Origin of the sequence: Bradyrhizobium cenepequi (genome assembly GCF_020329485.1) — a bacterium.
GTDB lineage: Bacteria > Pseudomonadota > Alphaproteobacteria > Rhizobiales > Xanthobacteraceae > Bradyrhizobium > Bradyrhizobium cenepequi.
This window is the reverse complement of sequence record NZ_JAGKJI010000036.1, coordinates 97263-110016: the sequence shown is the minus strand read 5'-3', so window position 1 is coordinate 110016 and position 12754 is coordinate 97263. Positions and strand designations below refer to the sequence as shown.

Sequence of the window (12754 nt, the reverse complement as noted above, 5' to 3'; positions counted from 1 at the left end):
ACACGCGGCACCGATCCGAGCTTCTCCCCCGCCCGGCTGCGGACCTTCTCAATTAACCCCAGCAGCCCCGCATGATCGCCGCCCTCCAGCTTGTGACGCGACATCCGATCCCGATCCGGGCTGTGCAGCGTCACCAGCCACGTCTTCTGACTGAGTTCGATCGCAACGAAAATTGTGCCATTATGGCCGGTGGTGGGCGTGTCTACGGTCGATGCTTGCATCTGACTCTCCGAGGGTTCGAGTGTGGAAACCCAAACCTATCGGAAAGGCCACGCTCACCGCCCCATGGAATCTACAGCCTGCGAGTGCGCCACGCCCTCTCGCAATGACGGATGACGCGAATCAGCTCGCGCCCAGACGCCCCTCCGCCGGCTTCTCGATCCGGTTGTGGAGCTGCCAGAAGCGCACAGTGCGCTGGGCGGTCTCGATCGACAGGCGGCGGAAATCCCGTTGTGCCTGCTCCATGGTTTGTGCGGAGATCGGCTGCGCCGCTGGCCGGTTGCGCAGGATCGTCTCCACCGTCGGCCAGTTCAGCCTGGCCGCGCGGCAGGGAATCAGGATCAGGTCGGAGCGGTGTCCTTCCATCAGCCGTGCGATCATTTCGGGCGCAACGTCATTGAGCAGGGCAATCGCGACGATCACCTCGTCGAACTTGTTGGCTTCGGCGAACTTGAACACCGCCGCATCATCCAGCTCGTTCAGCTCCTTCATCAGCTTGACGAGCTGTTCGGCAATGCCGAAGCTGCGTCGCATCGCAGGCTCCTCGCCGGCGATCTCGTCGAGCACCTGCTGGATCTCCTCTTGCAGCGGCGGCGGAGCGATCGCTAGCAGCCGGGCGCGCACGGTGTCCTTGGCGCGGTGCAGGAGCTCGCGGAGGAACTTGATCGGAAGATCGATGCGCAATCCAAGCATCTCGACCAGTTCGTCGTCGTCTTCGGCACGCGCGACGATGCCGGAATAGCCGGCTTCCGAGAAGCGTGCGCCCGCATTGTTGGCGAGCCGGCGGATCACGCGCACCTCGCCGCGATCGACGATCACGTCGGTGACCTCCTCGGGAAGGCTGGCGCGACCGGAGATCGCAAGCAGGTGATCCTGCCCCTTGGTGCTGGCAACCTCGACCAGCGTTTCCGTGGAGACGCGGCTCGAGTGCGCGAGCACTTGACCGGCGACCTCGATCTTGTCGTCCTTGGCCAGATGCTGGATCACCTCGAATGGCGCGTAGTCGAGTGGGGCGAGGCGCTTGCTGAGCTCGGCTTTGACCCGGCTCTCGACGCGCGTGATCAGGAGGCACAGGACGTCGTCGAACACCCTGACCTGTTCGTCGCTCAAGCGCTCGCCGTCGTTCAGGAAGAGGTCGGTCACCCGTCGAAGGGTCTTGATCCGCTTCGCCGACGAGCCGTCTCTCACGGCTTCCTCGAGTTCAGCGATGATCGAGTGAGCCGGCTGTTGCACCATCATTGGCATTGTTCTTGTTGCAGGTTTCTCGGATTGGTCCGGAAAATGGCAAGCGTGGTCTTACGCCTGCGTTAAGCTGGAACCCGATTCCGGACGGAGCCGTGGGGAAGGTTAGCGGGGCGTAACCCATTCAACTCAAGATCGGAGGATCATGGCCTGCCGCGCGGTATTGATGCACCTGAGCTGCCCCAAACACGCCGCAGGCCTGTTGCACACCGGACGTTCGGCCTGTCAGGAGTAGCAATGGCAACGATCGGAAAGAGCAATGCGGAACTCACTTATCTCGCGAACGAGGCGCTGCGCAGCCAGCCCGGATGCGAGACGGCGCAAGTTGTCGCCGTTTCCACCCGGCCGCACGCCGGCGCCGGCCGCAATTGGGAAATTCCGAACGTCGTCCTCGGCGACGGCCTGATCAGCGACGTCGACCGCGCCGTCATCACCGTGCATCACCAGCTCGGCCGCAGATTCCATCTCGTCAGGGACGAGTGAGTTTCGAGCACGGTCGTCCACCCCAGGAACACCATGCGGCTTGTTGGGCAGCATCGGCTTGATAGCGGCCCATTCATAATCGGCGAGTTCATAGCGCATGATTCGAAACCCCAGTTTGGGAGTTTGAATCACAAGCGTCCGGCCAAATGCAGCGCTCCTGGCTCGGCCCCAGCACCAGCGCTTTTGAGGAAGAGCGGACATCAGCCAGCAGGCTACCCCGCTGAATCGGTCGAAAATGACCCTTAGCCGACGTTGGTGTACCCTTATAAGTCAATGGGGCTCGACCGGACGGAAGTGCTGAGGCTCGACATCCACTAGCTCAGTTCCCCAGCTTGAGGCCAATCACGCCTGCCAAGATGAGAACAATGCAGAGCACTCTAGGCAGTGCGGCGGATTCGCCGAGGAATACCATTCCCAAAATGGCGGTGCCCGCCGCGCCGATACCGGTCCACACCGCGTAGCCGGCAGCCACCGGGAGAGTACGGAGTGAAATCGAAAGCAGAAAGATGCTGGAGAGACCGGTGACGGCAGTAAACAGTCCGGGTATCAGCCGCGTGAAACCTACCGACCACTTCATACCGAAGGCGAAGCCAATTTCTAGTAGTCCAGCCATAGTGAGAAGTATCCATGCCATGGTGACTGTCATGACCTGCGACAGACGTGTCTGCCCGCGAAGCGTCGTCGATGGGTTGGTTAAGCTGCGCGAGCCGCGAGGGTCGCTGCGGGGGGCGTGCGGAACGAAATGCCCAGCCGATTGAAGGCTCCCATCAGGCCGATCGCATAGGTGAGATCGACGAGTTCCTTGGCGTCGAACTCGGCAGACGCAGCCTCATAGTCGGCATCCGGTACGCCGGTCTCGGCGACGCGTGTGACGGTTTCTGCCCAAGCCAAGGCGACACGTTCGCGCGGACTGAATACGGCGCTCGCGTCGCGCCACACCGGCACGAGGACGAGCTTTTCGATCGCGATACCCGCCTTTAGCAGATCGCGAGAATGCATGTCGATGCAGTAGGCGCAGCCATTTATCTGCGACACCCGCAGATACACAAGATTGGTAAGGTCCGTTGAAAGGCCGGAGTTTTGAACATGGACGTAAATGCCTCGGAAGGCCTTGTAGCCGGCGGGCGACGTCTTGGCATAGTCGATACGGTTGCTCATGATGAATCCTCGTTATTGATTGATCGAGGTTTCGATCGTGCGGTATCTTGGTTCACTTCAGAAGGTCCAAGACCGGCATTCCTTACTAGGCCATAATCCCTGCTGCCGCCGATCACATCAGCCGCAAGAGTTGGTTTCCGAGATGCTCGGCCGCGCGTTGGGAGCCAATATTCGTGAAACTGAGCAGCAAGGCTGAGGCACCATCGCTGCCGACCATCCAATCGGTCAATGCTTCCGCGTACAAGCCCTCTTCGCGCATGCGCGCGACAAGCCGGCGATCCGATCGCCGGCCTTGTAGCCGTAAGATCAGATGCATTCCTCCGGGCTGCGGATCGATTCGCAGGTGTTTCCCAAGCACGCTTTCCAGGCCGGCGACCGCCGCTACCCGACGCTCCGCATAGAGCTTTCGCATCCGCTGGATATGGCGCGCGAAGTGCCCTTCCGTAATGAAGGCGGTGACGATGGCTTGCGTCAGCCGGGGGCTGCCTCCCGCCAGGGCTTCGGTGATCTGCTCGAACCGCTCGACCTCGCTTTCCGGTACAACCAGATAGGCCAGGCGAAGGCTCGGCAGCAGCACCTTGCTGAACGTGCCCGAATAGAGCACACGCCCGTCGCGATCCAGACTCTTCAGCGCCGGCAGCGGCCGGCTGACATAGCGGTACTCGCCGTCGTAATCGTCCTCGATGATCCATGCGTCACTTCGTTTAGCCCAGTCCAGCAGCGCCAGACGCCGGGGCAGCGACAGCGACACCGATAGCGGGCTCTGATGCGCCGGCGTGACGACAGCCGCGCGTGCGCGTGGCGCCAGCCGAAACCCATTGGAAACGGCCATGCCCTCGTGGTCGACCGGCACCGCGACGGCTTCGATCTTCATATGCCGCAATATTTCCCGCGTTGGCGGGTATCCCGGATTTTCAAGCCAGACACGGTCTCCCGCCTTTAACAACGAATGCGCGATCAGCTCGATGGTGTGTCGATATCCCGAGGTCACGAATATCTGGGACGGCGAGCAGTTGATCCCGCGCGAAACCCCGAGATAAGCGGCGATCTGGGAGCGCAGCGCCGGCAGGCCGAACACGGAGGGATGAACCATGTCTGATGGCTGTATGGCGCGGATGCACCGCGCGCCGAGCCGCGCCCATATTTTTCGCGGAAATTCATCCAGCGCCGGCAACCCCATCTGGAACGGCAAGATCGAATCCGGACGAAAGCTAGTCGCTGCGGCGCTGCGACTGGCCTGCCGGATCGGGATCGCAATGGCCGTTCGCGGCTTGAGGCCAGGCGCGACGATGGTACCGGCTTGGCCGCGGGCCTCGATGTACCCCTCCGCGGCCAGCAACGAATAGGCAGTGTCAATCGTGCCTCGCGCCAAACCCAGTTCTTTTGTTAGCGCACGTGCCGAGGGGATGCGGTCACCCGGTTTCAGTAAGCCGTTGGCAATGGCGCCACGAAACCGGTCATAGATCTGGCGATAAAACGGTTCCGCCGCCGGATCCAGCGGCGAGATCTTGCCGGCCTTTGAGATGGTCATGGGTCTGTCCAACTCCTCGGACGGGTTGTACGCGATCATGGCATGGCCTAGTCCCAATGTCTATTCATGGACCTTTGGTGCAGACCATCGGGCTCCTAAATGTTGCGCATGACGACCGGCCTTCCGGCGCAGCCATTACGAGGCGATCATGAAAATTCTGCATGTCACCTGTAGCCCACGCGGAGAGATGTCGGAGAGTTACAGGCTCTCTCGAACGATCATCGGCTATTTGCTGAAAACGCGAGCCGGCTGCCCTGCTGGTCAACCGGGAGATCGGAGGCGGCGCCATCCCGCATATCGATGAAAGCTACGCCAACGCTCTTGGCGCCACACAGCGGTCGCCCGCTGAAACATCTCCGGAAGGTTCGATGCCGTTATCCGAACAACTCATCCAAGAATTGGAGAATTCGGATGCCGTTGCCATTGCAACGCCGATGCACAACTTCACCGTACCTTCGACGCTGAAAGCGTGGATTGATCATATCGTTCGGGTTCGTCGTACCTTCACCATGACCGCCAGCGGCAAGGTCGCCGCCCTGCGCGATCGTCCGGTCTTTGTCGCCCTATCCGCTGGAGGGAGGTATTCCGGCGAGCACGCGCGTCAGCTAGATTTTCTGACGCTGCATCTAAAAGCCATTCTGGGCATCATCGGATTGCATGACCTGACGTTCTTCTCTGTTGAAGGCTCAGGCTTAGGATCAGACGCCGGAGCCGAAGTCAGGGCCAGACGGATCGCGCGCTACAGCAGCATTTCTCTTCCATACCTTTATCGCCGAGCGCTGACGTAATTCCGCGTGGGTACGAGCGCCGATCGGCACGATCGCCCTTTGATTCTCTTGTTGCTTGATGAAGTCACGCTTCGGCGCCGATTTACATCTGATCCCAGTCTCGAATCCGGACAACCCCGGTGGAAAATTGAAAGGAACGAACAATGTCGAAACTGCTTCCAACAGTCGCCGCAGTCGCCCTAGCGCTCGGCGCTTCGATCTCTCCTGCGGCAGCCCATGACGATGCGGATCAATCCAAAATGATCGGGTTTGTCAAACTCGACGAGGACATCACTCTTCGGAGAAAGGTCATACGCAGCCGGCGATCGAAGAACGTCGTGCTTCTCCTGCACGGCTTCCCCGAAACGCTCCAAACGTGGGAAGCCGTGACGACTACGCTTGCCGATGAATATGAGGTTCATGCCTTCGATTGGCCAGGCTATGGCCTGTCCTCACGGCCATCGACGGACAAATTCTCCTATGCTCCGAGCGATTACGCGCGCGTGGTGAAGGAATATGTCGACAAGGCTGGCATCGACCGTACGAAGCTCATTATTTATGCGACCGATATCGGTGCCTTGCCGGCGCTCCTCGCCGCGCTCGATGAGCCTGGCATTGCGCGCAAGATCGTCGTTGGAGATTTCGCTCCATTCGACCGCCCGCAATATATGCATGAACGCCTGCGGGACTTGAAGGCACCGGCAACATCGGACCAGATCCGTACTCAATACTACCAGAACAGCGACAAAGTTATCGAGAACGCCTTCAAGGGCGGATTGCCCAGGGAAGCGCAGTTTCCGATCTCAACGGCCTTTAAGCAAGATATGCTGAAGGGGTGGAACCAAGGCTCACTGACCTCGGGCGATGCCTTTTATCATTATTATTCGCACTTTACGCGCGACGAGAACTATCTTGAAGCCAATATCTCACGTCTCACAACCCCGGTGAAGATTGTCTGGGGTGAGAAGGACATCTACATCAACAAGGAGATGGGTATCGAGCTTGCCTCGAAAGCAAAGGCTGATTTCACGTTGCTCACCGGGATTGGTCACTACGCCCATCTGCAGGACCCAGCGCGGGTCGCCGCGGAAATTCGCGCCGCTGCTCAATAGATCTTCGGCTGCATCGTATGTAACGGGTCACGCTGTCGTTCGCTTATGCACCCTGGGTGGGGAGAGTCTCGGAATCTTCGATGCTATCGCAACTGCGGCGGCCGCGGCTCTGACGAGTCTGGCGAGCGGCGACCGCATGGCTTTTGACCGGATTCTCTCCCCAACGGTTCCTCTCTCCCGTCATATCTTCAGGCGCCGACGCGCTTTTACAAGACGGGCGTGGTCTTTCTTGCCTATCTCAACGGAATCAGGACCATTTCACGATGGTCGGCGGGCAAGAGAGCAGAGCACACGCTCGACCCTTGATTTGGCTGGGTTCTTTCGCCTCTCCGACAAAGCCGGAATCCATCGCGATCACGAACTTGCGGCTAGGCGAATGCCCTATCACTACACCAACGTCGATGACGCTGCGCCGTTACTGGTCGACAGCGGCTTGCCAAAGTTGCGCGATCAAGAGCCAATGTACGCCGTCCAAGGAGCGCCGCGTCACGCGCTGGGAGCATGAGCGTGTGGTCGAGGAGGTCCAGAGACGGCTCGATTCCAATCCCGACGCCATGCGGACGCGGCGCGAAATCGTCGAGCATCCCTTCGGCACGATCAAGGCCCGTATGGGTGCGACCCATTTCCTGATGAAGCGTCTACGGAAAGTCGCCGCCGAGATGGCGTTGCACGTCCTCGCCTATAAGCTCACACGGGTGATGAACATCTTCGGCAAAACGAGCCTGATCGCAGCCATCCGCGCCACCTGAAGCCGGAAAGTACCTCCAAATGCACGACAGCGGCTCGCTGTAACCACCTGGGCCGATCCGACGCGGAAACATCCGTGACCTACAACGATGGCCGACCACGGCCGCTTCCAGCTATCCGTTTCCACACAGCCAACCATAGCCGACCACCGAGAAGCTGTCCTCGAGGTCTGCTTCAGACATAGCGTCGCATTGCAAATGGTCTTCGGCACCATTCGATCGCGCTTCGATACTGACTTGGTTTTGCCTCATAATTCGCAGGCCGCCGCCTACTGGACGCGACAATCGCCGTTACGTTGGACGAGGCCGGCGACGTCCTAAAGCGTGGCGTGGTCTTGTTGGCTGAGGCCAGCACGGTTCCACGTGCTCGTGACGCTGAAGCGCACTTCCGCGATGGGCGTCCCGGCCGAAATGGGCATGCTGCAGATGCTGGCCCTGACATGGCATAGTGCGTGAGGCCATTCATGGATCTAGGTTTTATTCCAAGACGCCTGATATTGGGGGCGCCCCTCGGAGTTTGGGATCGGCACGCTTCAAAGTTAGGGATCACAAGATGAAAAAAGTAGCGTTCGTTTTGTCTCTGGCGCTCAGTGCCACCGTAGCAGTTGCCGGCGCCAATGCTGGGACTGGAAAGGCGACGACTTTGATGGTCAAGGAGCTCCCCGATTTTCCTGGTAAGGATGGCATGGTGGAGATTGTTGACTTCGCGCCTGGGGAAGTCTCGCAACCTCATCGCCACAATGCCGACCTGTTTGTCTATGTCTTGGAAGGGATCATTGTCACCCAAGTGGATGGGGAGGAGCCGAAAAGCCTGAAGGCTGGTGACGTCTTCTACGAATCTCCGACGGACGTTCACGTTGTCAGCCGCAACGCGAGCGCGACCGAGCCCGCGAAACTGCTCGTCTTCTATGTCAAAGATCAGGGCTCGCCGCCGACCGTGCTGGTACAGCACGATCACAAATAATGCCATCGTACCGGCCCTGGAGAAGCTAATCATTGTCGGTCGACAGGCTGGAGGACAGAAGGCTGTGGCGGCTCCGCATCCGGCATCGTCCGCCCGGACCGACCCTTTGTGACCGGTTTGACGCCGCGGTTCTTGCTGGGCGTCGCAAGGCGCGTCTGATCCACCAAAGGTAGTTAATGATGTCGATATCGTCATTGTTCTTCAGGGGAGCTGTCCTTTGGTTTGTCGCCGGCACGTCTGTGGGGATGCAGATGGGACTTTCGGGTAACCATGAATTTATTGATGCCCATGCCCATCTCAACCTTCTGGGCTGGGTCTCGTCGGCGCTCTCCGGCTGTTTCTACGCGTTGCATCCAACGGTCGCCGCCAAACGCCGGGCATGGGTTCACTTCACCATTTACAATGCCGGTCTCGTCCTGATGCTGCCAAGTCTATATCTTGTCCAAGCAGGGCATGCATGGGCGGAGCCGTTGCTGCAGATCGGTTCTTCGCTCACTTGGGCAGGCGTTATTTTGTTCGCGATCCTCGTCGTCACGGCGCCCAGTTTGGGCAAAGTCGGTGTCGGCAAATAAATAGCGGCCGACAACATCGGCGGCTTTAAAGTGCGGGGTCTGCCGCGCCCACTCCCGTTATCGAATGACCGCTTATGGCCCATATCCGAAATTGCGGCGGTTCTGGTAGATGACGGCTTATGACCCATAGCGGATGTTCTTGCGGACTATAATTTTACTATTTGGACGGACGGATCTCGCTCGTCGTTCCACCAATTAGCGAACTCCAAAACCTCCTCCACCGACTCATTCGAGTGCGAGGTGGTGGTAACAAAGCGCGTGTCATCCGATGCGTCGCCCACCACGAGTTCATCGATGATGTCCTCTATCCGCGCCGCGCCTTCTCCGACGACTGCAATAAGAGCAACTTTATCGCGAAGGCACTTTTCGACGAAGGCGTCCAATAGGTCTTCGTTCGATAGTGGCAGGTGAAGAATGACCCTTGACGCATAGCTCATGATTGCTGCCCATCCAACTCCCTGCTTAGGCCGAGCAGATTAATGGCCGGCCGAACGAATTAGTAAAGTGCGATCCACGGCCTGAGGTCAGTTCCTGGCCCATCCCGTCATTCGCTGCCGCGCAGCAACTCCGTCGCTTTTGATGGCAAAGCGGATATTAGCTTCGTTGCATCACGCTACCTGATTTATGAGTATTGTCTAGGCTATCCGGCTTCGACGGCGCGCGGTGTCCGCCTTGATGCCATCGCGATCATCCGCAGCGCGAACACCGCCGCGAGCGGGATCAGGAACAGTGCGTAAAGTGGCATCTCCGGAATCCGCTTGCCGAATGAGACCGTGAACTGCACCAGCAGATAATAGCCACCGATCAGGTGCAGCATTCGCCAGGCCCGCGCGCCCAGCGCAGCCGCGGTGCGGTCGAACGAGGTTGCCGTCATCGCGATGATGAAGGCGTAGCCGATGCCGCCGAAGACGTAGGATGCGGCCGAGGTCGCAGCCGCATAGCCGGCCGGATCCATCAGCGCGAAGCAGCCGATTGCCACGGCATGGATGGCGTGTGACGCCGCGAAGCTGACGCCGAGCGCGCGGCGGTTGCGGCGCTGCCACCGCGTCCAGGCGTTCGGCCAGAGCTGCGCCAGCGCGGATGCCGAGAAGGCGAGGCAGAATAACAAGAGCGAGGTCCGTGCCGTGAAGCGGATCACCATCCTGACGCCGTCGACCTCGAACTGCCGCATGCCGGCGATCCAGAGGCTGAGCGCGATCAGGATCAATGTCAGCACGGCAAACAGTCGCCAACCCTCGAACCAGCGTGGACCCATCGGCATGTTTCGCCTCCCTCCTGGCATGTAATGTAATCACTGGTTACATTTCCTGCGACGAAGCGGTCAATCCGTGTAATCAGTGCTTACATTCACGAGCCGGTGATGCTAGGGAGGGGTATGCGCCGCGCCACAAGATCCTCCGCCGCAAAGCCGCGTCGCCGCAATTCGCCGGCGGCCATCACCAAGCCCTATCATCACGGCGATCTCCGGCACGCCCTGGTCGACGCCGCGCTGCAATTGGTGGACGAGAGCGGACCGAACGCCGTCAGCGTCCGCGAGGCAGCGCGCCGCGCCGGCGTCTCGCCCGGCGCCCCGTTCCGGCATTTCCCGAGCCGCGATGCGCTGATGACTGCGTTGGCGGAAGAGGCGCAGCGGCGTTTTCGGGCCGAGATCCAGGCGGCGCTCGATGCCGCGAAGGCTGACGACCCGTTGGCGCGGTTTCGCGCGTTTGGGCTCGCCTATGTGCGCTGGGCGATGAAGAACCCGGCCCATTTCGAGATCATTTCCAGTCGCCGCTTTTTTGACCATGATCGGTCGGCCGGCGTCTCCCGCGACAATGCGGAATTGATTGCGCTGACCGAACGGACGCTGGCGGAGGCCTTTGCCCAAGGCCAGCTTCGTGTCTCCGACCTGAAGCAAGTCCAGATCGCCGGCCGCGCGCTGGTCTATGGCTTTGCCCGCATGAACATCGACGGTCATTTCCCGCGCTGGGGTGTCGCGGGTGACGATGCCGAACGTACCGCGGAAGCGACCATGGACCTCTTCATCGACGGGGTCGCCAAGCGCTGAACGGCTTAGCCCGTGGATTTACCATGCGTCGCGTCCGCGGCCGCAAATTCATTGCGCATTCATGGGGCTTACAATACGGTTTTGTGACACGGCGCGGGTCCGGCTGCGTCGTCCGCCTCCTGGTCACCTCCAGCCAAGGCGAACTACCGCGCCGGGGAATGTTGCCTCGTTACCCATGGCGCCCGCGCCAAATCAAGGTTCCTCTATCGCCGCCATCGCCGGCGGCTTGGCCGCGATCGGCATCTGGCGCCTGCTCGCCGTCGCCGCGCCACAGATGGCGGCGCTCGCGATCATGGTGCAGACCGAGACCGATTTCGGCTCGCGCCTTTGCTTCATCTTGTCCTGGGGAACCCTGAACTTCTTCTTCATCGCGCTGGTGCGACGGCCGGCGCTATCGGGCGCGCTGTCGCTGACGCTGGTGGTGGCATTGGTGCTGCTGTCGCGGTTCAAGCACGAAGTCGTGCAGATGACCGCGAACTTCGTCGACCTGATGGTGATCGACCATGACAGCGCCTCCTTCCTGCTGACGATCTTTCCGAACCTGCGCTGGCCGCTGATCGGCGTGGGTCTCGTCACGCTGCCCTTGATGTATGCGCTGTGGTGGCTCGATCCGTTCCGCGTCCGACGCCTGCCGGCGCTGGCCTGCAAGCTGGCGTGCCTGGCCGCGCTGACTGGATACGCCTTCACCTGGCCGGATGAGGATTGGCGCATCTATTACGACGACGGCTATCTGTCGAAATTTGCCCGCTCGGGTGTCACGGCGGTTTCTGATTTCATCAACTACGGCTTCATGGAGTCGGATGCGGTTGCGGGCGAGCACCTCAAGATCCCGCTGATGGATTCCTGCCACCCGGCCGGCCGTCGGCCGAACATCATCCTGATCCATGATGAATCGAGCTTCGATATCCGCGCCGCCGCAGGCGTCAAGGTGCCGCCGGGCTACGGCGCGCAGTTCAAGTCCTATGACGGGGTCGAGCGAAAGTTCCTGGCGGAGAGCAATGGCGGGCCGAGCTGGTTCACCGAATACAACGTGCTTGCCGGGCTCTCCTCGCGCTCCTTCGGCCGCTTCGCCTATTTCGTCACCCGCATCGCCTCCGGCCGCGTCGAGCGCGGGTTGCCGCTTGCGCTCCGCCGCTGCGGCTACAACACGCTTTCGCTCTATCCGGCGTTCGGCGCCTTCATGAGCGCGCGCAGCTTCCAGGCCACGACCGGCATCCAGCGCTTCTATGATGCCCGCGATCTCGGCGCCAAGGATGTCGAGCCCGACCGCTTCTTCTACGACAAGGCGCTGCGGTTGATGGCGGAGCAGCCGCCCGGTGCGCCGCTGTTCACCTTCGTCTATCTCGCCGCCAACCATTTCCCGTGGAAGACGCCCTTGCGTCCGGACCTGACGCCGTCCTGGCGCCCGCTCGGCAATGCGCCCGTGATCGACGAATATCTGCGCCGGCAGGTGATGAGCGCCAGCGACTACGCCGCCTTCGTCGCGGGGCTGAAGAAGAAGTTTCCGGCGCAGCCGTTCCTGATCGTGCGCTATGGCGATCATCAGCCGGAATTCGCGCCGCATCTCCTGGACCCCGGCCTGGATGTCGCTGGTGTCGGCAAGAAGCTGGAGACGTACGATCCTCGCTATTTCGCCACCTATTACGCGATCGACGCCATCAATTTCGAACCGGTGAAATCGCCGGCCGTGATGGATACGATCGACGCGGCCTATCTGCCGCTGATGATCCAGGAAGCCGCCGGCATTCCGCTCGATCCGTCATTCGAGGAGCAGAAGAAGATCATGCTCCGCTGCAACGGCCTGTTCTATTCCTGCAAGGACGGCGCCGAAGCGCGCCGCTTCAACCGCCTCCTGATCGACGCCGGCGTGATCAAGGGGCTGTAGGAGCGCGCCGTCCCGCGTGAAGCCACGT

14 protein-coding genes and 3 pseudogenes are annotated in these 12754 nt (G+C 60.6%); 9 read left to right on the top strand and 8 right to left on the bottom strand.

Going from position 1 to position 12754, the window contains the following annotated elements:
* Window positions 1-221: pseudogene (locus J6497_RS29360) on the bottom strand (hypothetical protein); the annotation flags it as partial.
* Between the two features lie 121 nt (window positions 222-342).
* Window positions 343-1458 carry a DUF2336 domain-containing protein gene (locus tag J6497_RS29355; RefSeq protein WP_225707738.1) on the bottom strand — a complete coding sequence of 372 codons (1116 nt, stop codon included), beginning with the start codon at window positions 1456-1458 and terminating at the stop codon, window positions 343-345.
* 240 nt (window positions 1459-1698) lie between these two features.
* On the opposite strand from J6497_RS29355, the gene J6497_RS29350 reads away from it, so the two are divergent.
* Window positions 1699-1944, top strand: coding sequence for a hypothetical protein (locus J6497_RS29350; RefSeq protein ID WP_225707737.1), 246 nt, complete (start codon window positions 1699-1701; stop codon window positions 1942-1944).
* Window positions 1945-1953: 9 nt separating this feature from the next.
* Here J6497_RS29350 and J6497_RS29345 read toward each other — a convergent pair.
* The 4 genes and pseudogenes from J6497_RS29345 to pdxR all read right to left on the bottom strand — a co-directional run.
* A pseudogene (locus J6497_RS29345) lies at window positions 1954-2043 on the bottom strand (IS5/IS1182 family transposase); the annotation flags it as partial.
* Window positions 2044-2263: 220 nt separating this feature from the next.
* Window positions 2264-2578, bottom strand: a complete 315-nt coding sequence (locus J6497_RS29340; protein ID WP_225707736.1) for a DMT family transporter — start codon at window positions 2576-2578, stop codon at window positions 2264-2266.
* A gap of 59 nt (window positions 2579-2637) precedes the next feature.
* A complete protein-coding gene (locus J6497_RS29335) occupies window positions 2638-3102 on the bottom strand; it encodes a carboxymuconolactone decarboxylase family protein (RefSeq protein ID WP_225707735.1) in 465 nt (154 codons plus the stop codon).
* Window positions 3103-3214: 112 nt separating this feature from the next.
* On the bottom strand, window positions 3215-4672 hold the full coding sequence (gene pdxR / locus J6497_RS29330) for a MocR-like pyridoxine biosynthesis transcription factor PdxR (RefSeq protein WP_225707734.1): 1458 nt from the start codon (window positions 4670-4672) through the stop codon (window positions 3215-3217).
* Window positions 4673-4887: 215 nt separating this feature from the next.
* Here pdxR and J6497_RS29325 point away from each other — a divergent pair, with 215 nt between their 5' ends.
* The 6 genes and pseudogenes from J6497_RS29325 (at window position 4888) to J6497_RS29300 (ending at window position 8794) form a co-directional block, all read left to right on the top strand.
* The gene (locus J6497_RS29325) at window positions 4888-5421 is read left to right on the top strand and encodes an FMN-dependent NADH-azoreductase (RefSeq protein WP_312010383.1); all 534 of its coding nucleotides are present in this window, start codon (window positions 4888-4890) and stop codon (window positions 5419-5421) included.
* Between the two features lie 143 nt (window positions 5422-5564).
* A complete protein-coding gene (locus J6497_RS29320; RefSeq protein WP_225707733.1) occupies window positions 5565-6512 on the top strand; it encodes an alpha/beta fold hydrolase in 948 nt (315 codons plus the stop codon).
* Window positions 6403-6834, top strand: a pseudogene (locus J6497_RS42465) (DUF993 family protein); the annotation flags it as partial. The gene J6497_RS29320 and the pseudogene J6497_RS42465, both read left to right, overlap by 110 nt.
* Before the next feature lie 79 nt (window positions 6835-6913).
* Window positions 6914-7261 (top strand): transposase, encoded by a 348-nt coding sequence (locus J6497_RS29310; RefSeq protein WP_225707743.1) that lies wholly within the window; start codon window positions 6914-6916, stop codon window positions 7259-7261.
* Window positions 7262-7811: 550 nt separating this feature from the next.
* Entirely contained in the window at window positions 7812-8222 is a 411-nt protein-coding gene (locus tag J6497_RS29305) for a cupin domain-containing protein (RefSeq protein WP_225707732.1), read from the top strand.
* Between the two features lie 251 nt (window positions 8223-8473).
* Window positions 8474-8794, top strand: coding sequence for a hypothetical protein (locus tag J6497_RS29300; RefSeq protein ID WP_225707731.1), 321 nt, complete (start codon window positions 8474-8476; stop codon window positions 8792-8794).
* Window positions 8795-8940: 146 nt separating this feature from the next.
* Here the strand turns inward: J6497_RS29300 and J6497_RS29295 are convergent, their stop codons facing one another.
* Complete coding sequence (locus tag J6497_RS29295; protein ID WP_225707730.1) at window positions 8941-9231, bottom strand: DUF7684 family protein; 291 nt, start codon at window positions 9229-9231, stop codon at window positions 8941-8943.
* Window positions 9232-9434: 203 nt separating this feature from the next.
* Window positions 9435-10055, bottom strand: coding sequence for a hypothetical protein (locus tag J6497_RS29290; RefSeq protein ID WP_225707729.1), 621 nt, complete (start codon window positions 10053-10055; stop codon window positions 9435-9437).
* A gap of 114 nt (window positions 10056-10169) precedes the next feature.
* Between J6497_RS29290 and J6497_RS29285 the strand changes: the two genes are divergently transcribed.
* Together J6497_RS29285 and J6497_RS29280 are read left to right on the top strand one after the other, a co-directional pair.
* Window positions 10170-10841 carry a TetR/AcrR family transcriptional regulator gene (locus tag J6497_RS29285; RefSeq protein WP_225707728.1) on the top strand — a complete coding sequence of 224 codons (672 nt, stop codon included), beginning with the start codon at window positions 10170-10172 and terminating at the stop codon, window positions 10839-10841.
* 175 nt (window positions 10842-11016) lie between these two features.
* Window positions 11017-12726 (top strand): sulfatase-like hydrolase/transferase, encoded by a 1710-nt coding sequence (locus tag J6497_RS29280; protein ID WP_225707727.1) that lies wholly within the window; start codon window positions 11017-11019, stop codon window positions 12724-12726.
* The last annotated feature ends 28 nt before the right edge of the window (window positions 12727-12754 follow it).

Excerpts from the sequence above, each read along its gene's own strand:
- J6497_RS29355 (WP_225707738.1), bottom strand. The coding sequence starts at position 1,458 with ATGATGGTGCAACAGCCGGCTCACTCGATCATCGCTGAACTCGAGGAA.
- J6497_RS29350 (WP_225707737.1), top strand. The coding sequence starts at position 1,699 with ATGGCAACGATCGGAAAGAGCAATGCGGAACTCACTTATCTCGCGAAC.
- J6497_RS29340 (WP_225707736.1), bottom strand. The coding sequence starts at position 2,578 with ATGGCATGGATACTTCTCACTATGGCTGGACTACTAGAAATTGGCTTC.
- J6497_RS29335 (WP_225707735.1), bottom strand. The coding sequence starts at position 3,102 with ATGAGCAACCGTATCGACTATGCCAAGACGTCGCCCGCCGGCTACAAG.
- pdxR (WP_225707734.1), bottom strand. The coding sequence starts at position 4,672 with ATGATCGCGTACAACCCGTCCGAGGAGTTGGACAGACCCATGACCATC.
- J6497_RS29320 (WP_225707733.1), top strand. The coding sequence starts at position 5,565 with ATGTCGAAACTGCTTCCAACAGTCGCCGCAGTCGCCCTAGCGCTCGGC.
- J6497_RS29310 (WP_225707743.1), top strand. The coding sequence starts at position 6,914 with ATGACGCTGCGCCGTTACTGGTCGACAGCGGCTTGCCAAAGTTGCGCG.
- J6497_RS29305 (WP_225707732.1), top strand. The coding sequence starts at position 7,812 with ATGAAAAAAGTAGCGTTCGTTTTGTCTCTGGCGCTCAGTGCCACCGTA.
- J6497_RS29300 (WP_225707731.1), top strand. The coding sequence starts at position 8,474 with ATGGGACTTTCGGGTAACCATGAATTTATTGATGCCCATGCCCATCTC.
- J6497_RS29295 (WP_225707730.1), bottom strand. The coding sequence starts at position 9,231 with ATGAGCTATGCGTCAAGGGTCATTCTTCACCTGCCACTATCGAACGAA.
- J6497_RS29290 (WP_225707729.1), bottom strand. The coding sequence starts at position 10,055 with ATGCCGATGGGTCCACGCTGGTTCGAGGGTTGGCGACTGTTTGCCGTG.
- J6497_RS29285 (WP_225707728.1), top strand. The coding sequence starts at position 10,170 with ATGCGCCGCGCCACAAGATCCTCCGCCGCAAAGCCGCGTCGCCGCAAT.
- J6497_RS29280 (WP_225707727.1), top strand. The coding sequence starts at position 11,017 with ATGGCGCCCGCGCCAAATCAAGGTTCCTCTATCGCCGCCATCGCCGGC.